The sequence below is a fragment of the Saccharopolyspora sp. NPDC045839 genome (assembly GCF_056431645.1).
On sequence record NZ_JBWKKH010000020.1, the window covers coordinates 113,518 to 137,243 of the forward strand.

Genomic DNA, 23,726 nt, shown 5'->3' on the forward strand with positions numbered 1-23,726 from the left:
TCCCACTCGGATTCCGCGATGTCTCCAGCCAAAAGCTCACAGATCATTTGCCAGGCCCCGCCAGTAGACGAGGTCATGTCGGGTGGTCTGCGTGTCGGGGTGTTCCGGGCCGAGCACCTGCAGTTGGGAAGCTAATGTCGCTTCGAGCTCACGGACGGCCCCAGCCGCATCGCCGGCCTGACCCCGAAAGAAAGCGAGGCTGTGCTGGGTCGTCAACGTGACAGGGTTCTTCGGCCCCAGCATGACGTGTCGTTCCGCCAACAGCTTTTCCAGCTCAGCGACGGCTCCAGCCGCATCTCCTGCTAGGCCCCGAAAGTAGGCGAGGCTATGCCATGTGGCCATCGTGTCCGGGTCCTTTGGGCTGAGCACCCACCGTTGCGCAGCCAGCACCTCCTCTAACTCACCGACGGCCCCGGCCACGTCTCCGGCCTCACCCCGAGAAAAGGCGAGGCTATGCCGAGTCGTCAAGGTGATGGGATGGTACGGTCCGAACGCCCGTAGCTGGCTAGCCAACAATTCCTCCAGCTCGGCCACCGCCCCAGTCACATCCCCAGCCCGACCCCGGCAGCTCGCAAGTTCGTGCCGGACGGCCAAGGTGCCGGGGTGATACGGCCCAAACAGCTGCACCTGGTCAGCCAACAACTCCTGCCGCACGGCAACGGCTCCAACTGCATCACCGGCCCAGTCACGCCAACTCGCAAGATCGCGTCGGGTTGTCAACGTCGCAGGATCCGTTGGCCCCAGCACCTGCAGCTGGCCAGCCAACAACTCCTCCAGCTCAGTCACCGCCCCAGCCACATCGCCGGTCTGGGCTCGCCAGGTTGCAAGACTTCGCCGGGTCATCAACGTCGCAGGATCCGTTGGCCCCAGCACCTGTAGCTGACCAGCCAACAGCTCCTCCAACGCGACAATCGCCCCCGCTTCATCGCCTGCCTTGCCCCGAAAGAAAGCGAGATTATGCAGGACAGCCAGCGTGAGTGGGTCTTTGGGACCGAACCGCGTCATCGTGCTGGCCAGCACCACTTCGCACTCGTCAACGGCCGTGGCCACGTCTCCCGCCCTCCCCCGCCAACCAGCGAGACAGTGGCGAATGATCAACGTGTCGGTGTGGTCAGCACCCAGGACACGATCGGCTTGGTCATAGAGATGCTGGAAGTAGGTGACCGCACCGGAGACGTTTCCCGTTATTCCCAGGCTTCGGCCGACGCGAAAAAGCACCAGGTGTGCCCCATCCACGCTCCAAAGATGCTGTCCGCCGTGGTAACCAAGGTTCGCGGCGTTGTCGCGCAGAACCTGCTCGAAATCGGCGCCCGCACCGTCCCCCGGCCAGATATGGACGAGGGCGTCTGCAGCAAACTGTGTCAGTTCCGCCAGCGTATGATGGCCCGAAAGATCTTCACGGGTGGCGCGTTGCACAAGAGCGTGCACACGTAGGCCATGACGCCCGCTTCTGATGTCACGGGTCGCCAGGCTGAGACGGTGCAAGTTCCACAGCGCGTCCCAGACATGCTCGGCACGCACGGTGTCAGCCGACGTGATCGCAGAAAGATGCTGCAGGACAGAAGGCGCTGTGAAAACGCCCGGGGGTATGCCATTGGGGTCCAGTATCGAAGCCAACTCCAACAACGGACGCGCAAGTCCTGCCGGAGAGAGCTGATTGGCCGCATCGATCGACAGCGACCATGTCGCCGCAACAGTGGTGCGGTGCTCGTCCGGAAGACCATCGTGATCAGGAACTACATCGGCCAGCCGTCGCGTCTCATCGGCTAGTCGTCGCCGGTATTCCGCACACGTGATGTTGCGCATGGCAATGTAGGCAGCTGCCTGTGCCAGCGCCAACGGCAAAAACCCGAGATCCTGAGCGAGTTCGGCCGCCTCCGTGTCCCGGCCACGGGCGCCGAGTTTGACGCGGAGGTAGTTGAGCGCCTCCTGTGCGTCAAAGAGGCCGACATCGATGACATGCCGACCGTCGAAGGCAGATTCGCCGCGACGGCGGGTCGTCACGACGGTATGACCAGTGTCGGGTGGCCAGAGTCCGTTGAGGTCACGGGGGTTTTGCAGGTCATCCAGGATGATGAGCCATCGTTTGGAAGTGGTCGCCAACCACGCCTGAAACTTCTGGCAAGCCTGTTCGGCAGTGAGGTCTTTGAGTTTGCTCTGTTCGTCTGCGCCGACATCGATGGCTGCCCTGGCGTAGCCATTGACGACCGCTTCCCTGGAATCCGCTGTAATCCATACCAGCAGGTCCAGCTGATGGTTGTCCTTTGACTGGTGCCACTGGCGTAGAAACCGTTGAGCGAGTTGCGCGGCGAGCTGCGTCTTACCACCCCCTCCCAACCCTGTCAAAATATGGTGACGTGAGTGGCCCGACGTGTCACCAGGTGCAGGCTGGCTACCCACCGACGCTCCATCGCGTTCCACCGCCTGCGCGAGCTCCTCGCTCAACGTGCGCTGCTGGAAAGAGTTCGCCAGTGGGGGTACCACACCCACTAGTACCGGCCATGACACGCGTTGCGGGCCGCTCTGGTGCACAACCTGAGTACCGATGATGTCGCGACCGGCCCGGGTACGGGATTGCTTGACCTTGTCGCCTTTTCCGCCTTTGAACACGTGGGGCTCCGCAAACCTTCAGTGACTTGACCAGGACTCGATACGCTTGGCGACGACATCTCCCCTTCGTCGCCACAGTGCCCTGACATGCCGATGACGTCTTGGCCAGACGCCAGGGCAGTCTGCTCGATGTGAGCATCGAGCAGGACAGCGTCCGTACTACACCGCCGCTGCGAAATCGCTGGCCCGCACCACACGGCATCGTTTCTCGCGCTGGGTTACTGCTGTTGAGTCAGTTCAGGCTGGCGATGGTAGGAGAAGCCGCGCGGCGGCGGTGAAGGTCAGACCGGTCGACACGACACCCGCCAAGACTGCCCCGGCGCGTTCTTGTTGGTCAGCCAGGTCAGGAACCCCACAGCTTGCGCGCACATGACCGAGAACAGCCCGATGACGGCCCAGCGTTAGCCCACTCACGTTCGAAAACCCCTGTATCTGATACACGTGAAGTCTTAATTCTTCACCCCCTAGTGCGCTAGCGTAACCCAGAGGCGCCTGGGTGATCACGGTGGGTGACTGTGGCCGTATCGAGGGAGTCGGATCGCGACGCCTAGCTGTTGGAGGGGCTTTCAGGGTCTGCCGCGTGACGAAGAGTCCTTCATCGAGGCACGTGGAGCCTCAGATCTGCGGTGAGAGCTGATCCGACGCGCTTCGTCACGCAGCTCGTGGGGATCCTCACCGCCCCCGTGTGCGATCGAGGGGCAACTTCGCTGTTACTGGTCTACCAGCGCATTCAATGCACGAGTCCCCTTGTAGCGTCACGCCATTACGAATCGACCACTGTGGACTTTTGTCGACTTGACCGGCATTGAGGTGGACGTCCGCAGTTGTGGATCGACGGACGGCAGCTGAGCTTGCCAGGGAGTTCAGCTACGGTTCCGCGGCGAGGTACCCTGGTCAATTTTTCAGAAATCTCGAATGATTTTCAAATAATTGGAAGGTGGTTTGCACGTGTCGGGTTCGGCGACGTTGGAGAGGTTGTTGTCCGCGGTGTCGGCGGGTGGGCCGAGCTGTGCGGTGGTGTCGACGGAGTTGCGGCCGGCGGCTGGGCAGCAGGCGGCGATTTCTCCGGCGGTGTTTCCCGGCGATCGGCCTAACGACGGGCCGCAGTATGCGTTTGAACGGCGGTTTCTGGATGGGGTGCTGCGGTATGCGGTGCTGGTGGATGGGAAGGCCAGCCAGCTGAACCGGATGGAGGCCGCCCAGCAGCGGGCGCTGGAAGAGGGCGATCGGTGCTGGCGCGGGTGCCGCAGATCGTCGTGTCGTATCAGCGTGAGGACGAGGTGGAGGGAGGCGTGCCATCGGCCGCGATCGACTCGACCGGGTACCACCTAGTCGTCATCGTCTGCCTGTACGCGACCGCCGCTGCGCGTAGGGTGTCCAGGCGCAGTGTCAGCGGTTCGCGTCCGTCGAGCCGCATCGCGGCCGCGAGTCGCCGCATGATGTTCCAGGTTGCGAAGCGGAAGACCCAATTGGCTGCGACCGGCACCATCCCGTCGGAGCGGTAGTCGATGTAGTGCTCAACGGGCCGAGCCTTTTCCGGTTCTGGCAGCAGTGGGCTGAGGGTGTTGCGGTCGTCACCGCGTCGTACTTGCTGTTCCCAGGCTCGCGTTGCCACGCGAAATCGCTTGTCCAGAGGAGCATCGGTGACCACGAGCATGCGGCTGCCGGCATCGCGTTCAGCGTCGGTGAGATCGTTTTCGCCGAACAGGTGCACTGGTCTTCCGAACACAGCGCGCAGCGCGGTGGCCAGTGATGCGTGGGGCGGTCGGGTTCGTTTGCCGTTGCGCCAGTGCACGGGCAGGTCGTCCCACGCTTGCCGGAAATCATCCGTCAACGGGTAGGCGGTGACGGTGCCCAGCAGTCGTGTGAGCTGCTCGCGGGGCAATTTGTAAGACAAAGTGATCAGCATGAAGGGACTCCGCTGTCGTTCTTCTCGGAGCGAACAGCAGCGGGACGAAACCCGGTCCCGGGTACACCACCAGTGGCCGCGAACGGTCCCGCCGGAGACCTGGGACCAGGTGGCCGCAGCGGTCAAACGGCTCCGCGCGGCGATGCGGTGGCTCGACGAGCAGATCAGCGACACCGAGCTGCGGGAGCTGACCGCACCGTTCTTCCGGGTCGGCTGGGGACCGCATGGCTGAGTGAGGGGCGCCACGCCTGTCACGCCCTGTGGCGTAACCGCTGAAGATCGCTCGCGCCCGGGACCGAACTTCGCAAGTAGGCGTGGGCTTACGCGGTGTCAGGTCGTCATCGCGGATGCCGTGATCGTTTCGACTTTATCCTGGAAATGCCGGAATACTCGATTGGATTGTGTCACGAGCCTTCCCGCGCCTCACGCCAGACGCGTTCGAATTCCTCGACCTCGATCTCCCAAACCCTAAACTCTAGCTGGCCAGAAATCTCTCGCAGTGGCGGAAATGGGATCTCCGACAACCCGACGCTTGCAGTCTCATGAGCCTCATCAGCCCATTCGGATCTCCCATCCTCATAAAATTGCACCTTCCGGACCTCGTAACCGTCGTCACCAAGTTCACTCAGGTAGAGGATGGGCTCATCAGGGAATTCGTGATCCCATGCGACCTTAACGTAGCGCACCGCTAGTTCCTCCCAGATCCTCGGACGCGACCAGTGAGGTCCAGGGGCCCGCCGTTCGGAACGACGAAGACACCAGGCCTACCTTGAACCACTTCCAGCCCTCTGATGTCGATTTCGATGTAGTGCGTGAACTTACGTCCTGCCCATGGGACTCGCAAGAAGGCCGCGGAGAGCTGCCCGAGCGTCTTCGTGCCAGGCTTGATATCCGTCAAGTACTGACCGTCTCCGTAACGAGCGTCCTTCGGGTTGTTCGCCTTTAGCGAAGGGAACAACTTACCACTGCTAATGATGCCGTCGTGGCCTACTTCGTTTGTGTAGTGGTAGAGGGTGTCCGGGCTATTCCCAGACTCGACACACCCACCGTTTGTGTTGTGAACAAGGACTGGCGCGCTGCCTGCGAGAACTTGGTAGGTGTGAGTGCCGTCGATGGCGAGGTTGTGGACCCTCTGCAGTGCAGTCCACGTCTTGATGGACACGACCTGCAGCTGGGTGCCATCAGGGCCTTGCAGCTGGTCGCCCGCGACGAGCTCGCTGGCCTGGACCCAACGGTGCTTGTCCGGAGCCCAGAACGGATGTCCGTCGGTGGCTACCAGGACACCGGTCTCGTCGCCAATTGGGCCGTCGGTATCGATGGTGATCTCGACGAGATTCTTCTGCCCCTCGCCGGTGATCGTCGCGACCACCCGCTTGGCCGTGGTTTCACCGGTGACCGGGTTGGTGGCCAGGACCTCCTCCCCCTCGCGCACCTCCTCGATCGCCTTGTGCGAACCGTCAGCCATCAACACGCGCGTGCCGGGCACGAAGCTGTTCGGCTCGCACGACTCGACACCTTGTGGCCCAGCGCTTAGCGAGCCAGCCCCGAGAAGTGGCGTCGATCCAGCGCCGCCACCGCCCGGGCCGCAGCCGTTGTAGAGCAGGCTTCGGTTGTTGTTGTAGCCGTCGGTGCTGCGCCAGGTTTCGGTGATCTCGCAGCCGTCACCGCTGTAAATCGCCCGCGCCCGTGGCGGCAACGGAGCCGGACCTCCAGCAGCGGACAGCTCGTCCGGGACGAACGGTTCATCCGCGACGGAGCCAAGCACACCGAGTTCGATCGGTGTTGCGTTTCGTGCCGCGTCGATCTGCGTCTGGACGCTGGGGGCGATCGTCTGCGTCAGCGGCGGGCGGGCGTGCGGGGTCAATGCGTCCATGCGGACGCGTTGCGCGCGTGCGGCCTGGCGGGCCGCCTCTGCCGCCGCCAACGCTGCAGCACGAGCAGCGGCCGAGCCGCCCGACACCCAGCGCGACCCAGCACGAACGCCACCGCTGATCTTTCCGCGCCCTGGCTTACCCGAGGAACCGGTGTTGTACTTCAGGAACCGGCCAAGGTCGGGCGAGTGGTAGTTCGGCTGCCCCGGCAGGTACCGCGCCGCGGGAAAACTCCTGCCGCCAACGGTGTTACTCGTGGCAGCGGAACCAGCGAACCAAGACGCCACCGCTCCCACCACGCGGCCCACCTGGACCACACGACTGATGACCGGCGCCAGCCGCCAAACCCCGTAGGCAACCGCAACTGCCACTGGTATCCACTGCCCGGTGGGGTCGGTGTGGTTGAGCGGGGAGCTTCCGGCGTAGGTGTAGCGGTTGGCGTTGCCGATGTCGCGGGGGTCGAGCGCGGCCTGATCGCGGGATGCGAAGGTGCCGGTGCCGGGTTGGTACCAGCGGGAGCCCATGTTGACCCGGCCGGTGCCCGGATCGGTGTACTGACGCTGGAAACCCAACCCCGGCCGGACACCTTGTGCTTCGACCTGGGACCCGAGCGGAGTGAACGTCCTCCAGCCCGACAGGCCGCCAGTGGTGGGATCGACCACGCCGACCAGGTCGGTGTGCTGGTTCGTCACCGCCACACCCGACGTGCCGGCCGTGGTGACGCCGAGTGGTTCGCCGCCCGGCAGATAGCTGTACAGCGATGCGCCTTCTGCCGCCACGTCCAGCGACCGGCCCGCGTACGCCACCCGTCCGCCGTCTGCGGCCACAAGCCGGTTGAGGGCGTCGTAGGCGTAGACGTTGGTGCCGTCGGAGACCAGTTCGTCGAAGGCGTTGAACACGACATCCGTCGACACACCGCCCGCAGTGTGTGAGGCGAGGGTGCCACGCGGGGTGTAGGTGTAGTCGACACCGCCGCGCGAGAGCAGCTGGTTTCGTTCGTTGAACACCGCGGTCTGGCCACCGATGTCCACGAGGTTCCCAGCCGGATCCCAGCCGTAGCCGGTCTTGGTGGTGCCGTTGTCCCACCAAGACAGACGGCCGGCCTGGTCATAGCCGTAGCTGGAGGCGGCCAGTCCGGCCGATGCTTCGGCTTCGCTGCGCACCAGCCGGTCTTCCAAGTCGTAGACGTAGCGCTGCGCACCGGTCACCGCGCCATCTGGACCGCGGAAGGTGTCGGCGGAGAGGCGGCTGAGCGTGTCGTAGCCGAGCTCGCGGGACGCGCCGCCGGTTCCGTAGTCGACTCTGGCCGGGCGGCCGGAGGTGTCGTAGGAATACGCCGATGTGCCGCTGAGCGGATCCACTGCCGACGCCAGGCGGCCGACCGGGTCGTAGCCGTAGGTGACCTTGCCGGCGGCGGTGGTCGCGGTGGTGAGGCGGCCTTCGTCGTCGAAGGAGAACGAGGAGTCGCCGGACGGGCCCGATGCCGAGATCAGGTTGTTGCGGTCGTCGTAGCCGAAGGTGTTCACACCGCCGGGTGCCGACGCGGTGGTCATCCGGCCCAGCGCGTCGTAGTCGAACATTCGGTCCGGTGTGGACGCCGCGGTCCCGGTTCCGGCTTGCCGAACGAGGTTTCCCAGGGCGTCGTAGGAATGCGTGATCGTGACGCCGCCGGGTTTGGTGAGGGTCGCGATCCGGCCCATCGCGTCATAGGCCGCGATGTAGGTGCGGTCGGCTGGGGTGGAGGTTTGTGCGGTGGCTGGTTCGATCGTCGATTCCGCCAGGCCCCAGGGGTTCACCGTGAACGCGGTGGTGTTGCGGTTGCCGTCGGTCGCACGGGTGATGTTGCCTGCCGTGTCATAGCCGTAGCCGGTGGTGATGCGTTCGTTGGCGGAGACGGGGCGGGTGATCGACCTCAGCTGGTTCAACGCGTCGAAGGCCATGGTGGTCGTGGCCTGGTAGGCATCGGTGCTGGAGGTCTGGTTCCCCGCTTGGTCGTAGCCGAAGCTGCGGGTTCGAACCGCCTTCCCTGCTGCGTCCAGGTCCGAAGTCGCGACCAGACGTCCGGCAAGGTCGTAGCCGTAGGTCGTGGTCACGCCGGAGGCCTCGGTGATCGCCGTCAGTCGCCCTGCCCCGTCGTAGCCCGCCGCGGTGGTCAGTCCAGTGGCGTCCACCATGGACAGTGGGTTTCCGAGGTCGTCGTGGGTGAACCGCGTGGTGAGGCCGGTCGGTGTGGTGGAGGTGGCCAGGTTGCCCAACGCATCGTAGGTGGAGCGGGTGGTCAGGTTCCGCGTGGGCCCGGGCTCTCTTTCGACCACTGTGGCAGTGATCTGGCGTCCAAGCTTGTCGTAGGTGGCGTGCGTCTGCGCCCCGGTGGGTGCAGTAGCCGACAGCTGTTCGCCCAGCGCGTTGAATGTCGCCGTCCACACTCCACCGGTTGCCGCACCGGGCAGTGGTGGGTCGGTGCGTTGCACGAGGTTGTCGAGTTGGTCGTAGCCGAAGGTGGTGGTGTTCTCGAACGCGTCGGTGCGGCCGGTTACTCGCCCGGCGGCGTCGTAGGCCGTGCGCACCACGGCGGCGATCGGCGCGGGAGCGCCTGGCGGTGTGTAGTCAGGCAAAGCGACTGATGTCTGCCGGCCGGCTTTGTCGTAGCCGTAGCGCGTGGTGTTGTCATTAGGATCGCGCGCCGCGACGACGTCGCCGAAGGTGTTGTAGCCCGTGGTGGTCACCGGGCGCACGAGAGCGGCAGGTGCACCACCGGACTCCGCCTCGACCGGCGGAGCGGTCATCGTCGTGGCCCGGCCCAGTGCGTCGTAGCCGAAGTGCGTGGTGAACGCGGCGGAATCCCCGCCGGCGGTGCCGCGCGGGTCGACGACCGACAGCGGCAGGCCGCGTTCGTCGAGGTCTGCGGTGGTCACCAGTGCTTCGGTGCCGGTGTGGGTCGTGCTCGACTTCTGCCGGCCCATCGGGTCGTAGGCCGCCTCGACGTCGGATGCCACCGAACCATCGGCGTTGCGCTGGGTCGTCCGGATCGGGTTGTCCAGCGGGTCGAACGTCGTCTCCGACGAGCGCAGCACCTTCCCACTGTCGTGGTCGGTGGTCGTGATCGGCCGTCCACCGGGGTCGTAGGACGTGGTCGTGCGGTAGCGGCCGTCGCCGCTGGTGCGCGCGGACTCGGCGCCGTTGCCCAGGTATTCGTAGCTGTGCAGCAGCAGGTCCCGTGGCTCGGTGCTGTCCGGGTCGGTGTAGCCGAGGAGTCGTTCGGAGGCGAGCAGGTTGTCGTCGTAGTAGGTGAAGGCGCGGGTGCGTCCCATCGCGTCGGTGATGCCGGCGAGGCGGCCCGCTGGGTCGTAGGCCCTGGATTCCAGGACGACATCGCGCGGCTGGCCTCCGTCACCGGTGAACCCGGCGACGGTGATGGTGGCGAGTTGGTGGTGGGCTTCGGTGTAGGTGTAGGTGAACATCGAGCCGACCGGGTTGGTCAGCCGGGAGACCTCGCCGAAGGTGTCGTACTCGGTGCGCGTCACGCCGCGCTCGGGATCGGTGACGGTGTCGACCCGGCTGCGGTTGTCGTAGGTGTAGGCGGTCGTCCGCGCGCCATCAGTGCCGACGGAGTCGTCCACTGTGGTCTCTTTGACCGTGCCATCGGCGTTGTAGACGTGCGTGGTCCGCCGTTGGTGCTGCTGGCCGCTGACCGCATCGGCCACGACGGGCTCGACGACTTCGGTCAGGCGGGAAGCCTTGTCGTAGCCGTAAGTCGTTGTCACGCCGTCCGGGGTCGTCTTCGAAATGACCGTCTCGCTGGTCTTGCGCCCCAGCTCGTCGTAGCCGTAGCGCGTGGTCAGGCCGGCTGGGTCGACGAGTTCGGCCAGATCGCCCGCACTCGTGTAGGTGTAGGTGGTAACACCGCCTGCTGGGTCGGTGGCGGACGCGAGCAATCCGGGAGGCTGGGTTCCGCCATTGGCTGCGGGTTCGGTGCCTGCCGTGTAGGTGCGGTTCGTCGTCCGTTGCGCACCGGTGGTCGCGCCCGGTACTGACTCCGCCGACAGTTGTCCGCTTGGTGTGTAGTCGTAGGTGGTCAGGTACGTGTTGTCCGCAGCGGAGGCCGATCGTCCGTCGCGTGCCTGGATGACGCGGTCGTTGCGGGGGTCGAGCGGGTCGTCGGGGTTGCGGAAATAGCTCTGGTAGCTGGTGTAGCACGCCTCGGTGCCCGGGGTCGCGCACACGGTCTGGGACAGCTCGTTGCCTCGGGCGTCGTTGGAGAACGTGGTGACGTGCCCGTTCTCGTCCGTGATGCGGTTGACGAAACCACCGACGTCATAGCCGTACAGGCGCGTGCCTCCGGCCGGGTCGCTGACCGAAACGAGTCGCCCGCTACGGGTGGGGTCGTAGGTGTAGGTCGTGACACCGCCGGTCGGGTTCGTCATCCGCACCGCGGTGGCCGCCACCTTTGCCGAGTAGTGGTCGGAGATGCCGGCGGTGTCCAGGGCACGGTGGTAGACGGCGACGTCGCCGATCGCTCCGGCGAAGTAGCCCCAGGAATCGGCGGGCTTGGCCGGCCAGTCCGATGTCGACACCAGGCCGGCCCCGACGAGGTCGTACCGGTCGATGTTGATGACCTGCCCCGACAGCGAACCCACCAGGTTCCCGTCCAGGTGCAGGCGCTGCTCGTCACCATCGGCGGTGAGAACGGCGTGGTGCCATTCGCCATCATTGACGACTCCGGGAGTCACGATTCCGGCAGTGCTTCCGTTCCAGAAGTGCCCGTGGAGCTTGCCGTCGGTGCCGACGTAGAGCACCGGCATCGCCCCACCCGACGAGCTGCTGCCGGGGAGGTCGTTCCCGGTCGCGTACAGCACTCCCCCGTCGGTCGAGCTGGTGTTGAACCAGAGCTCGACCGAAAGGCGGCTGCGGCCGTGCGTTTGCCGGTCCGGTAGCCGCAGGTAACTGGACGTCCCGTTGAAGGCGGCCGCTCCCGATCCGCGCATCGGTGGCTCGGCGCCCAAGGTGACGTCGTGGTAGGAGCCGACGACCAGCGAGGGGTCCGATTCTGCGTGCGTGGCGTTGTTCGGTTCTTCCAGTCCCCACAACGTCTTGGGTCCGCTGCTGCGCACTGCGGCCGTGTACGAGTCGCGGTTGCCTCGCGCCGCGTAGTGCTGCTGCGCCTCGCTACTTGTGATCGCTCGCGGATACAGCGCGACCTGGCCGATGGCGCCTGTGAAGTAGCCCCAGTCGTGCTGCGGGCGCGCGGGCCAGGTCAGCGTCGCCACCAGGCCAAGCCCGACGAACGCGTGCGGGTCGAGATTCTCGATCTCGCCGCTCTGCGAGCCGACTGCGACGCCGTCCAGGTACATAGTCTGGTGGTTGTCGGCTCCGGCGAGCACCACGTGGTGCCAGGTTCCGTCGTTGACCGGGTTCGGCGATGTGATGCCGGCGGTGTTGCCGTTCCAGAAGTGCCCGTAGAGCTTGCCGTCGGTGCCGACGTAGAGCACCGGCATCGCCCCGCCCCACGGCGCGGGCTCCGACGGCAGGTCGTTGCCTGTCGACAGCAGTACTCCGCCGGTGTTGGAGCTGGTCTTGAACCACAGTTCCGCGGACAGCTGCCGGTTTCCGTTGACGGCATTGTCCGGGAGCCGGACGTAGCTCGCGGTGCCGTCGAACGAACGCGCTGAACCGCTTGCGAAGGGGCCCGGGGTTTGACCGCCGGTTCCGCGGTGGTACTCGGCCCGCCGCAGCCATGCCTGGCCGTCCGCGGTGGTGCCGGACTTCTCGGTCAGCCTCCAGTGCGCATCCGGTGCCGAGCCCGCGACCGCTGTGCCGTACCGGAAGCCGTCTCCCTCCGAGGCCGGGGCACCGACCGCATACGTGCCGCCGTCTCCGTCGGTGTGGCTGGTGACCCGTGCCGTGGCCGGGTCGTAGGCGAGGTCGGCTGCGATCTTGCCGCCGGCCCGCGTGATCTGGGTGAGCTGGTGGGTCGCGGCTCGGGCTGCGTAGTGCTCGGCGGCGACCGTCGCGCCGATGGTCTGGTGGTAGATGGCCACCTCGGCGATGGCGCCGTTGAAGTGGCCCCAGTTGTCGACGGGTCGAGCCGGCCATTCGCGGGTGTCGACCCGTCCGGCACCGACGTGGTTGTAGGGGTCGATGTTGTGCATCGCCCCGGCCTGGGTACCGACCGGAACCCCGTCCAGGTACAGCGTCTGCGAGTCCCGCGCTGCGGACAGCACGACGTGATGCCATGCGCCGTCGTTGACGGGGTTGGCCGACGTGATCCCGGCGACCGACTCGTTCCAGAAGTGGCCGTGCAGCTTGCCGTCGGTCCCGACGTAGAGCACCGGCATCGCCCCACCTGATGCGGGATCTGTGCCGGGGCGGTCGTAGCCGGTGGAGAACAGGACGCCACCCTCGGTCGAGGTGGTCCGGAACCACAGCTCGACTGCGATGTACTTGGAGTTGCGCACCAGGTCATCGGGCAACTGCACGTGGCTGGTGCTGCCGTCGAATCCTGCGGCGGTGGTCGAACTTCCTGCGATCGGCCCCGGGTGGCCCGGCTGGAGGTTGGCGGAGGTGGCTTCGTGGCTGCTCCAGTAGCCTGGGACTTCGCTGACCGCAGCGTTTCCCGAGGCATCGGCCAGCCGCCAGTACGCCTGGGGGTTCGCGTCCAGGACGACCGGGCGGTAGTGCGACGCCGCGGTGTACTCGTAGCCCAGGCAGGCGCCGGTCGGATCGCACACCAGGGTCAGCTGGTCGCCCACGTAGCGGTAGAACCACGTCAATGCGCCGGCGGATACCTCCGAGACGTGCCCGTCGAGCCAGGTGAACGTCAGCGCCCGCCCCGACGTCGCGTCGGTGACCTTCTCCAGCGTGCCGTCGACGCGGTAGCTGACCGCCTGCACGTGGCCGGAGGAATCGGTGATGGTCGTGAGCCGGCCCGTGGCGTCGAAGTCGTGGCGGTCACCGCCGCTGGTCCGCAGCGTCCACCCCGTGCCGGGGTCGCCGATCAGCGTCGCCGGATGTCCGGCAGGCGCCGCATACGTGCCGTCGGGGTTCTTGCCGAAACGTGCCGTCCGACCGTCGGGATAGGTGACCACGACGTTGCCGGTTCCGTCACCGTCGGGAACGATCCGGCTATCCCAGCGGGTCGACCAACCCGTTCCGAACGCCGACCCGCTGCGCGGATCGAGGCTGTTGTAGGAGCGTTCCACCGCCAGGGGCGGCCCGACAGCGGAAATCGACGCATCAACGACCTTCGTGGCGTAGTTGCCCACGCCCGGGTCCACAGCGCCATCGGTTCCCGACAGGTGGCTGGTGATCGCGGGTTGCGGCACCTGCGTGGACAGGTAGGCGCCCTGCGTCCAGGGGCTGGCGGTGTTGAAGTCGCCGATCTGCCCGTACCACACGTAGGTCTTGCCCCACCGGAGCTTGCCCTCGGGCACCGGCCACACCGGCGATTCGACGAACCCCGAGGTGAAGCAGTTGGATCCGGCTGCCTCGCAGACCTTGAAGTTGTAGTCGATCCCCCGCCCCGGCCAGTTGTCCGGGTCGCGGCCGCCCAACGCCAGCGTCGGTGTGAGCACGCCCGAGTTGTGGTTGCTCGGCGGCGACATCGATTCCACCACCGGCTTCTGGTTCGGGATGGTGAACCGAACCGGCGCCGACCACGGCACGTCCTGCCAGGAGAACCGCGTGGTGCCGAAATGGTCCATGTCCCAGTGCAAGGTGTAGTCACCCGGCGGCAGGCTCTTCACCGTCGCGTTGACCACCGCGGTCTGCCCCGGTGCCACGTCATGCGGCATCGACGTCCACGCCGTGCGGTCCGCCGGGAGTTCGACACCATTGGCGTCGAAGAGCCGGTAGCCGAGCTTGTAGTCGTTCGTCGGCGTCCAGGTGTCCCGCCCCAGGTTGGTGACGGTGACCTGCATGATCCCGTCCTTGGTGGTGGTCACCACCGGACTCATGCCACCGACCTGGTAGTTGGCCCAGTACGGGGAGTGCGTGATCTCCAGGTACGGCGGGTTCGCCGACGCCGCGCTGGCGAACTTCTTCCACCCCTTGGTGTCGGTCTCCGGCGCGCGCACCGTAAGCCCGTGGTTCGGTGCGCCGTGGGTCCACCCGTGGACGAGATCCCGACCGGCGTTGCCGAGATCGATGTCCACCCACCGCGAACCACAACCGCCACCGTCGAACCCGAACGCAAAGCTCCGCCGGGCGATCTCCGGACCGAACCCCGGGCCGGGGAAGGTCTTGTTGCCCCCGACCGCCCACGGCTGGGTCACCGGATTCACGTACACGTCACGCGGTTCGCACGAATAGGACCACGTCTCGTACATCCACAGCTTCGCACCGAGGATGTAGTGCCCGGCCAGCTCGGTACCGACCGAGTCGAACTTCAGATACGCGGCCGCCCTGTTACCGCCGCCGTTGTACGTGCCGACGCTGAGGTTCGGATCACCGGAGTAATCCGCGCTGTAGGGCGAAAGCACGTAGGTCGAGCCGTTGGTGCCCTTGCCCACCACGCTCGGATCCACCTTCACCGGGAAAACCCGCTCCGGCGAGGCCAGCCACGCCTCGTCGACGCTCACCCGCAGGACGGGACTGGTGGCATCACCGACCAGCTCGTAGCGCACCGCGGTCGAACGGGCCCCCTCTCCCGAACCCAGATCGACCTTCGAATCCTCCATGAATCCCGGCGGCAGCACGTACTTCACCACGCCGTCAGGGGCCTTCAACACCACCGAGCCGCCGTCGAGCTCGGCCCGCAGATTCCCCAGCGACAGCGGAAAGTCCCACGACGTGGGGGAATCCGGCGACTTGAGGACGATCGTTTCCTTCACCCCGGCCGGCACTGCTTGCAGTTGCAGGTCCGCACCCGGCCTGATCTCCGGATAGGTGATCTGGTCTCCCCCGACCACACCCCGCACACTCCCAGCACCAACGACGCCGTAGCCGAAGGAAGCCCCGTCGTCGAGCTTCATCGTCACGACCTGGCCGGCATCCGACACCGCGGCGAACCGCTTGTTCTCGGCATCGGAGCGGGTCCGCCAAACATCGCCCGCGGAGACCAGCGATGAGTCGATCGGCGCCCAACTACCGTCGGCCTGCCGCGTGAAACGCCGGCTCTGGTACACACGCACGGTCTCGGTTCCATCAGCGTTGTCGAACACCTGCCGATGGCTGCTCCGCCGCTCCACCAACTCACGACTGGTCACGGGGTCGAAACCCTCGGGCTCAGCCGGCGGCGCGACGCCGACCTCGACCTCGGTCCGCTCCACTTCCTGCTGCGGCAGGCCCGGCGCAGGATGCCTCGTGTCCGGCGCCAACCCCGTGGCCGGCGGCGCATTGTGCGGCACACCGCCGGAATCACCTCCAGGACTGGTGGCCTCCGCGGGGACCGAATGCGGCAGCCCAGCCGCACTCCCCTGCTGTTGCTCAGGGATCTCACCGCCAGCGGCGAACGCCAACTGCGGCGGCACGGTCAACAGGCCGGCGGTCACAGCCAGCACCAACAACACCGAAACAACGCGATAGGCGCACAGCACGGCGCGCCGCTGCAAGTAGCGCAACACGGAAAACCCCAACGATGAGCTTCAGACAGTGGTCCGGCAAAGAAGGGGAACCGAGCCGCGCACGCGAAAAGATCAACCCACGGCAGCGGAGCGGTTCAAGCGGCAACCCCGGCCCGGCGAACGCTCAGGACGACGTCGACGCACGGCAGCAAGCCGCGCGACTCAACCAGGACGGAGAACCCCAGGGAACACACCAAGAACATAGCCAGCGGACACCAGATCGCCAAGCAGAAAAATCCGACATACCAGGTGATCGTGATCTCCTTGACAAAGAAGACCTGGCCAGCAGGCCCATCGAGGTAGAAGCGGGCGCTAGGCCAGTCCGGTGAATGCCGGGGCATTGCCGCAATTGCTTGTAACGCCAGGTGCCTTCGTCGATATCCATGGATGAGGCCTGAGCACGCTGATGCCCAGCGCACAGGCTCAGGTGCGTCAGACGAAGGGACCAGGGTCGTTTTGTTCGGCAGGAATCAGGGAGCGGAGGTTTCTGCGCTTCAACACCAGCTGGCCGCGGCACATGCCACGATCGCCGAGCTGCGGGCTTGGGTGGGGCAGCTGCGAGGCACGGAAACGACAGCGCCGAGGGAGAGCTGCGCCAGCTGCGGTCCACCGTGGACCAATCCAGAAACGAGCATGCGGCCCTCAGCGTCCTCGACGACTTCGCTCTACCGGTCAACGAACTCGTCGAAGACCTGGAACAGAAAGGCTGCCGACACTGACCCGCGGAGATGCTTCAGTAGCAGCGGTGCTGTCGCTGTCCTGGCGGCGGATCCGCGACAGTAGCCCCGAGCCAGCCCGCCCGCTGCGACTGCTCGCCGTTGCACCCAGCCCGACCGTCTCCACCGTCGAGGTCCCGGACCAGGCAAGTTCGAACGGGCTGCTCTCCCCCGCAGCTCCGCTTTGATCAGGTGCGGTGCAATCCGGAACGTTGGGTCCTTGATCGACCTGCTCCGCTTCCTGCCCCTCGACCGGAGCGCGTGCTACATCCCCAACGCGCATGAAGGGCTGGGGTAGGCTCCGTGTCGCCTGCCCAGCCGTTGGGTTCATGAGAGTTCCGGTCAGACTGGCGAAGACCGCGTGGGCCGGCCACGGGCGGATGGCCGAGTCTCGTGAAAACTTCGTCTGTAACGTTGCGGGGCTGACGAACCATTCTCTCGATGAGATCCGCGTGCACTTCCCTCGCCGCGGCACATCGATCGGAGAACCACCGTGCCTCGCACACCACGTGATCTGTTCAGTCCGGTCGTGCCGGCGGAAAAGCTGAATCCACTGTTTGAAGTCATGGCGAAAGATCCTGGCCACGCCCCTGCCCGCGCAATGGCCAATGCAGTGTTTGCCAAGATGCGCGACGTTGACGGCAACTTCGTTCGGGAGTTTCAGACCGGCGGGTTTTCCGCCCGGCTCTTCGAGTTGGCGCTGTTCGCCTACTTCGAAGGACAGAGCCTGGAGCTCGACCGCACCCAGCCTGCACCCGACTTTGTCGTTCCTGGCGTGCGGCCGGTCGCGATCGAAGTGACTACCACCAATCCGGCCCAGGACACCCCGCTTGACCCGGGACCTCCCTACAGCCTGGTGCCCGACGACCTAGAAGCCGCGGATGCGGAGTTTGTCTTCCAAATCGGCAAAGCCTTGAGACGCAAGCTTCTGCACCGGGACGCCCACGGGCGCGCCTACTGGGACAAACCCCATGTAGATGGCATGCCGTTCGTGATCGCGGTCGGAGCGTTCCACGGCCCCCATGCTCAGATCCACCCAGTGGGCCTGCTCGCCGTTTACCTCTACGGCCTTCGCAACGTCGCCCACTATGACGAAACTGGACGACTCACCATCTCCACCGAGAACGTCTCCGGACATCACTCGGCTGGCAAGACCATTCCCAGTGGCCTGTTCCGGCAGCCCGAGGCAGCCAACCTCGCTGGCGTGCTGTTCAGCAACACCCACACCATCTCGAAATTCAACCGCATTGGCATAGAACAAGGACTCGGCGAGTCAGACACGGCACTCATGCGCTTCGGAACCTGTTACAACTGTGACCCTGCCTCCTCGGCCCCCGTGCACTTCGCCTACGTGGTGGGGGATCGCCCAGAGGACGAGAGGGAGACCTTCGATGAAGGACTTCACCTCTTCATCAATCCCTGGTCCACCGTGCCGCTACCGCCCGAAACTCTGCCACGGGTGACCACCTGCCAGCTACGAGACGACGGGATCTTAGAGCCGACCTTCACAGGAACCTTTCATCCCTTCACGTCCAAAACCATGGTGCTCCATCAAGAGCATGCGCAGTGGCTAGCCCGCTACATGCAGCTATACGTCCTTGACCAACTGCCGCCAGACGCGCCAGACATCCTCGGGTCGACCGATCAATCCGACGATCGTCCGGAGATTAGCTTCGACCGCTAATGCCTACCCACCGGCAATTCGCCCCTGGCGCGGGAGGCAAGTGGGGCCGGAGTACGTCGAGGCACCAACGGTGTCGCGCTCGTTGCGGGCGACAACCTGCCCGCGCGGCTCGCGGCCGTCGCCGCAGGCCGCAACCTGGGCGACCGCCGCCGGACTACAGACCTGCGGCAACGGCTGCGGCACGCTGCCACGCACATTGAGCAACAACCGCTGAATATCCGCGCATCCCTCTGTTTCGTCCCGCGCTTGCCTGATCGACTGCGCACGCTGACAGAAACCGCGGACATTATGGACACCAGTCCCCAGCCTTACCGTTCCGGATATCCGTGGGCGCTATCCCTGAGCTACATGCTGCCGTTGTGGCGAGCGGGAAGGGGATCCCCAAAGCAGGTGGAGCTCGCGAACGGCCTCGCGACGCGCCATCGGTTCGACACGGTCGACGATCTGGTCAAGGTCGAACCGCACGCTTTCCAGGCAATTGCGTAGGAGCTGGACCGACTCGGCCACCGGGCCACATTCCACCCGCTCCATACCCGCATCCCGACGACTAGTACTCCAGCCGTAGATCGTGATCTTCATGGTTGTGGGGCGGTCCGCCGCTGGTAGTGGCAGGCACGGGCCCGGGCCTGGTGGCGTCGTCGCCACGCGGACCAACGGAGCCTGTGCATGACTGCGTGGACGGTCTGGGCGACGAGTGTGGTGAACAGGTGCTGGATCTCGTTGCAGGTCAGCGGGATCAGGTCGTCCGGAGCCTGTTCCTGTGCACGTTCATCGGCGGTTGCGGCGGCGAGGAAGGCGTGGGCGAGCGTCGCGAGGGTGACCCAGCGGTGCCAGGATGTCCAGCGCCTGGCCTGGTGTTCGTCGAGTCCGGCCAGGCCCTTGCCGGACTGGAAGGTCTCCTCGACCGTCCACCTGCGTCCCGCCACTTTCACGAGAGTGGACAGCGGTACTCGGGCTGCCCAGTAGCAGCGGTAGAAGGCGAGTTCGCCGGTGCGCCGGTCGCGGCGGACGAGCAGGTGGCGATGGCCGGGCTGGTCGGCGGCGATGTCGGCCAGGGCCCAGTCGTAGAAGCGGTGCCCTTTGGCTCCGGCGCCGGCGGAGAGCTTCTGCCAGGCCCGCTTCGGCAGCTTCTTGACCAGGACGTCGGCGCGGAACTTGCCCGCGCGGGTGGTGATCTGATGGTCGCAGGCGACGGCGAGGACATAGCCGATCTGCCGTCCCTCCAGCGTGGTCCGTAGATGCGGGTTGCCTCCGTAGACCTCGTCACCGGCTACCCAGGACGCGGGGACGTCGGCGTCCAACGCACGGCCGATCATGCGGGCAGCAAGCGTGGGCTTCGTGGCAAAGCCGACGGTGTCAGGGATCCCGGCCGCACGGCAGCGGGCCGTGTCCTGGGTCCAGGAGCACGGAACGTACAGTTCCCGGTCGATCGCCGCGTGCCCCGCGGGGTTGAGTAGGCGAGATAAACGGCCACCTGACTGTTCTCGACGCGTCCGGCGGTGCCGGTGTACTGACGCTGCACGCCCACCGTGGCGGTGCCCTTCTTCAGGTCGCCGGTCTCATCGACGACCAACACCACGTCGCGGTCGTGCAGCTGCTCGACGACGAAGCTGCGGATGTCGTCGCGGACCGCGTCGGCGTCCCATCTGGCCCTGGACAGCAAGTGCTGCAGGCCGTCCGGGGTTGCGTCCCTGGCGTACTCGGCGAGCGTCCAGCAATTCTTGCGTGGCAGGTCCGACAGCAGACCGAGCACCATCGCCCTCGCCCGGCGCCGCGGTTCCACCCGGGCGAACCCCCCGCGATGCGGCCCATCAGGACCTCGAACCTGTCCTGCCACCTGGCAGGATCTATGCTGTGACCTGCGGCAACCGTTTGATCTTCTGTCTTCACACACCGATGATCAACGGTGGCCTCACCGGTTCCCGGACCAACCCCAGAGCCTCGACAAAGTCGCGTGATGTCTGATTCTGAGAGGACCCTGGCGTGTTCAACTTCGGGATCGAAAGCTACCGGCCTCAATGGCTCAACGGTTGCTCCGCGGTCGTGGCAGGCCACGGTCAGCAGCTGCGTGCGCTCATCGGCCGCCCGTTGACCCATGCCTGGCTGGTCTGGGACGTTCAGGACAGCGAGTGGTTCCCCGACTGCCCAGTCCTGCTCGACTTCGCCGGAGAACAGGTTGAGATCAACCACGCAAAGTTCGACGACCTCTCGATCACCTGGAACACGGTCGACCCCCACCAGCCGGTCCGATGGCCCGACTTCGATCTCCAGTGGTGCCACGACATGCGCCCCGAGCTGCATGCCCTGCAGGGCCAGGTCCTTCAGGACGTCGAGCTCCTCGAATGGACCGGGAGCGACATGGCCCAGGGAACAGTCGCCGTCAGCTTCTGCTTCCTCCACAGCCAACTGACCATCTTCAACGCCCTCGACGAGAACGGGCTGACCTTCGGGCCACCGGAGTCGCGCTACCAGCGTCACTCACTGCGCTAACGCAACCGCCCCGAAACCGGGCACCCTCACGCGTGCCGAGGCCCGGGACCGGCTCCGATCAGAAATCACGATCTACGGCTGGAGTACTAGGACGTGACACAGCCGAACATCCCGCCAGCACCAACGCCCCCGACTGATTCAGCACTGGCCAATACCTGCCCTCAGGTCAACCCACGGTCGTCAGATAGCACTCGCCAGCAACAACCGCGAACACAGACGAAGACAAGGACGGCCCGACGAACATCAACTTCCGCGACTAGCTCCGCGCGCCCCCAACTGGGTGCGGATCTGGGTGCAAACTGCTGCCTGCGTGCCGCGGTAGCGACGGCAACCCGAGGGCTAGCATCGCCGCTATGGAGACGAATCCCCGGTTCGGGGATTCCTCCCACTGGCAGGGGTTCAAGTCCCCCTCGGACACAAAAATGTGGCGTACCTGTTACATCTGACGTGCCAGTGTTTGAAGGCACTCCAACACGCTGAATCAGCGTTCCCATGGCTACCCCACTGCATTCGGTGGGGGTGGTCGATGTGACCGGCTCTGTGATCAAGCCGGTAGTTCCCTCTACAGCCCATGCGCGGCAGGACGGCTCGTCGGCCGTAGGACGCCCCGGGTCACTGGCACTCGTCGAACGCTTCCCCTTCCTTCCGTCCCGGCACCGCGCGAGCGTGGCCTGGTGTACGGATTGGCGGCTGTCGATGCCAGGGGCCGGGTCGCCGACGGAGCAGTCCTGAGCGCGCTCGGCTGGACACCCGGAACCCGGTTGGCCCTTCGCGAGACGCACAGCCTCCTGATCATCCGCACCGATCCCCATGGCGTGTTCAGCATCACCAAGCAGGGACACCTCCGGATTCCCGCGCCGGTCCGCCACTGCTGCGGTCTGCTGCCCGGAGACCGGGTCCTGCTGGCCGCCGACCCCGTACACGGCGTCCTCGTCGTGCATCCGCCCACTGTGCTGGACGACATGATCGCCGACTGCCACGCCAGGCGCCTGGACGGTGATTCCGCATGACAACTCACCGACCTCAGCCCGCGCACACGTCTCAAGCCGATCTGGACGCCGCACGCCTGCTCCTGGACCGCCTGGGACTCTCAGCCCAGGATCTTCTCGCCACACCCGCGGACCGGCCTCAGGTGCCCACGTTCGCCGACTACATCCCGATCGTCGCCGCAGCAGTCACCGACGGCACCCGCCGCGTCTACAACTCCTACTGGAACCGCATCGAAGAACACTGGGGCCACCGACGACTCGACGAACCCACCCCGTCAGAGATCAAGCAACTCATCGAACACATCAAGACCCACGTCGTCGCCAGACGCAACGCCCGCGGCGGATGCAGCGCCGGCGAACACCTCATCGCCGCACTCCGCTGCCTCTACCGACACGCCGAAGACGACAAACTCATCACCCCATCCGACAAACCCGCCAGCAAAGTCGCCAAACCCCGCCGACTCCCCTCCACCCGCCGAGCAGTCGACGACACCCACCTGGCCGAGATCAACCACATCGCGGCCACCACCGGAAACGACCCCGCACTCGACACCCTCATCCTGCGCCTGCACACCGAAACCGCCTGCCGCCGCGGCGGCGCACTCGGCCTACGCCCCCAAGACCTCGACCCCACCCAATGCCTGATCTTCCTCCGAGAAAAAGGCGAAACCGTCCGCTGGCAACCCGTCTCCCCCACCCTCATGACCCACCTCCAGCACCACGCCGAACAACGCGGCGCACCTCGCACTGGCCAGCTGCTGCGCTACACCAACGGCAAGCCGATCACCACCCGCCGCTACGACCACCTCTGGAACCGCATCGGCACACCTCCCCTGGGCCGCCACCCAACAGATCTCCACCCACTGGCTCCGGCACACCACACTCACCTGGGTCGAACGAAACTTCGGCTACGCCATCGCCCACGCCTACGCAGGCCACACCGACAACCCCAGCGGAGACACAGGCACAACAACCACCTACATCCGCGCCAGCACCCAAGAAATCGCCACCGCACTCACCGCACTCACCGGCGAACCCCACCCACTGGCCTAGCAACTAAGAATGAGCACACCAGAATAAATTCAATCAGAACTGAAGATATCGATTGAATCGACCCATTGAGTCGGACGCTCCAACAGACAGCGTCCAGCTCCATCTTGCAAACCTGAGGCGGAACTCTACTTCACGAGTTCGAGACAGGTCCGCATCACGACCACGACCCCTTGACCCCCAGTCAGGTCCAATGAGGACACTCACCTGCGAAAACCGAGAAACCCCAGGACAAACCGGTGCAGAACACCGTCGTTCAGTGCAGTAAAACGCAGTTCAACCAATCTCGGTCCTCCCATTTTGCTCCCACCGCCAGCGTCAAAACAACCCCCACCCGAACGTGCGCGTAGATCAACACACCTCATTGACCTGCGATGTTACAGATCGGCGTCACGCCGCCCGACCCGCTTAACCCAGATACGATCGACACCCTTTTCACTACCACCGCCAAGAAGCGCAAGGCCGACTTCGCACTCGCCTTCGCAGACGAACTTATGCGTCGCGACGAGGCCGGCGAACACACCACGGTGCCGGAGCACGTGGCAAGAATGTTCGACTTCCTCTACACCGCCGTCGAGGACGACGATGCCGATCCAATCGTCACTGACCTCTGACCAGCGTACAGCTGCAACGGCCACGGCGAACCGCGCGTTCATTGTGGCCGCACCAGGGTCAGGGAAAACCACGGTCGCCGCTGAACGATTCGGCGTAATCCGCTATGACACCCCAACCGATCTCCGGAGAATCCTGGCGCTCAGCTTCACCAGATCGGCACGTGGCGAACTCGCTGCTCGAATCCGTCGCCGATGGGGTGGCAGGGCGCTCGTCTGGCCCCATCAAGCCCTCA

At 65.5% G+C, this 23,726-nt stretch carries 12 protein-coding genes and 2 pseudogenes; 9 read left to right on the plus strand and 5 right to left on the minus strand.

Going from position 1 to position 23,726, the window contains the following annotated elements; all coding sequences use genetic code 11:
* Positions 1–36: 36 nt before the first annotated feature.
* Complete coding sequence (locus AC07EQ_RS25930; protein ID WP_478390478.1) at positions 37–2,610, minus strand: tetratricopeptide repeat protein; 2,574 nt, start codon at positions 2,608–2,610, stop codon at positions 37–39.
* A gap of 1,017 nt (positions 2,611–3,627) precedes the next feature.
* Here AC07EQ_RS25930 and AC07EQ_RS25935 point away from each other — a divergent pair.
* Entirely contained in the window at positions 3,628–3,942 is a 315-nt protein-coding gene (locus AC07EQ_RS25935) for a type I-G CRISPR-associated protein Cas7 (protein ID WP_478390525.1), read from the plus strand.
* On the opposite strand, the gene AC07EQ_RS25940 is transcribed toward AC07EQ_RS25935, so the two are convergent.
* Entirely contained in the window at positions 3,875–4,519 is a 645-nt protein-coding gene (locus AC07EQ_RS25940) for a pPIWI_RE module domain-containing protein (protein ID WP_478390479.1), read from the minus strand. The genes AC07EQ_RS25935 and AC07EQ_RS25940 overlap by 68 nt on opposite strands.
* Between AC07EQ_RS25940 and AC07EQ_RS25945 the strand changes: the two genes are divergently transcribed.
* The gene (locus AC07EQ_RS25945) at positions 4,518–4,751 is read left to right on the plus strand and encodes a hypothetical protein (RefSeq protein WP_478390480.1); all 234 of its coding nucleotides are present in this window, start codon (positions 4,518–4,520) and stop codon (positions 4,749–4,751) included. The genes AC07EQ_RS25940 and AC07EQ_RS25945 overlap by 2 nt on opposite strands.
* Positions 4,752–4,923: 172 nt before the next feature.
* Here AC07EQ_RS25945 and AC07EQ_RS25950 read toward each other — a convergent pair whose 3' ends face one another.
* Complete coding sequence (locus AC07EQ_RS25950) at positions 4,924–5,205, minus strand: DUF6881 domain-containing protein (RefSeq protein WP_478390481.1); 282 nt, start codon at positions 5,203–5,205, stop codon at positions 4,924–4,926.
* A 2-nt stretch (positions 5,206–5,207) separates the two neighbouring features.
* Complete coding sequence (locus AC07EQ_RS25955; RefSeq protein ID WP_478390482.1) at positions 5,208–15,950, minus strand: LamG-like jellyroll fold domain-containing protein; 10,743 nt, start codon at positions 15,948–15,950, stop codon at positions 5,208–5,210.
* Between the two features lie 1,245 nt (positions 15,951–17,195).
* Here AC07EQ_RS25955 and AC07EQ_RS25960 point away from each other — a divergent pair.
* Both AC07EQ_RS25960 and AC07EQ_RS25965 read left to right on the plus strand, forming a co-directional pair.
* Complete coding sequence (locus AC07EQ_RS25960) at positions 17,196–18,350, plus strand: hypothetical protein (protein WP_478390483.1); 1,155 nt, start codon at positions 17,196–17,198, stop codon at positions 18,348–18,350.
* Between the two features lie 246 nt (positions 18,351–18,596).
* On the plus strand, positions 18,597–18,836 hold the full coding sequence (locus AC07EQ_RS25965) for a hypothetical protein (protein ID WP_478390484.1): 240 nt from the start codon (positions 18,597–18,599) through the stop codon (positions 18,834–18,836).
* An 89-nt stretch (positions 18,837–18,925) separates the two neighbouring features.
* On the opposite strand, the pseudogene AC07EQ_RS25970 reads toward AC07EQ_RS25965, so the two are convergent.
* A pseudogene (locus AC07EQ_RS25970) lies at positions 18,926–20,162 on the minus strand (IS701 family transposase).
* A 171-nt stretch (positions 20,163–20,333) separates the two neighbouring features.
* Between AC07EQ_RS25970 and AC07EQ_RS25975 the strand changes: the two are divergent.
* From AC07EQ_RS25975 to AC07EQ_RS25995, 5 genes and pseudogenes are all read left to right on the plus strand, one after another.
* A complete protein-coding gene (locus AC07EQ_RS25975) occupies positions 20,334–20,840 on the plus strand; it encodes a hypothetical protein (protein WP_478390485.1) in 507 nt (168 codons plus the stop codon).
* Between the two features lie 674 nt (positions 20,841–21,514).
* Positions 21,515–21,850 carry an AbrB/MazE/SpoVT family DNA-binding domain-containing protein gene (locus AC07EQ_RS25980; RefSeq protein ID WP_478390486.1) on the plus strand — a complete coding sequence of 112 codons (336 nt, stop codon included), beginning with the start codon at positions 21,515–21,517 and terminating at the stop codon, positions 21,848–21,850.
* A complete protein-coding gene (locus AC07EQ_RS25985) occupies positions 21,847–22,938 on the plus strand; it encodes a tyrosine-type recombinase/integrase (protein WP_478390487.1) in 1,092 nt (363 codons plus the stop codon). Before AC07EQ_RS25980 ends, AC07EQ_RS25985 begins: the two co-directional genes overlap by 4 nt.
* A 315-nt stretch (positions 22,939–23,253) precedes the next feature.
* Positions 23,254–23,493, plus strand: coding sequence for a hypothetical protein (locus AC07EQ_RS25990; protein ID WP_478390488.1), 240 nt, complete (start codon positions 23,254–23,256; stop codon positions 23,491–23,493).
* Positions 23,465–23,716 (plus strand): annotated as a pseudogene (locus AC07EQ_RS25995) (UvrD-helicase domain-containing protein); the annotation flags it as partial. The gene AC07EQ_RS25990 and the pseudogene AC07EQ_RS25995, both read left to right, overlap by 29 nt.
* Positions 23,717–23,726: the final 10 nt, after the last annotated feature.

Bases quoted from the DNA above. Each gene is read 5' to 3' on its own strand.
- AC07EQ_RS25945 (WP_478390480.1), top strand. From the start codon at position 4,518: ATGAAGGGACTCCGCTGTCGTTCTTCTCGGAGCGAACAGCAGCGGGAC.
- AC07EQ_RS25940 (WP_478390479.1), bottom strand. From the start codon at position 4,519: ATGCTGATCACTTTGTCTTACAAATTGCCCCGCGAGCAGCTCACACGA.
- AC07EQ_RS25985 (WP_478390487.1), top strand. From the start codon at position 21,847: ATGACAACTCACCGACCTCAGCCCGCGCACACGTCTCAAGCCGATCTG.
- AC07EQ_RS25990 (WP_478390488.1), top strand. From the start codon at position 23,254: ATGTTACAGATCGGCGTCACGCCGCCCGACCCGCTTAACCCAGATACG.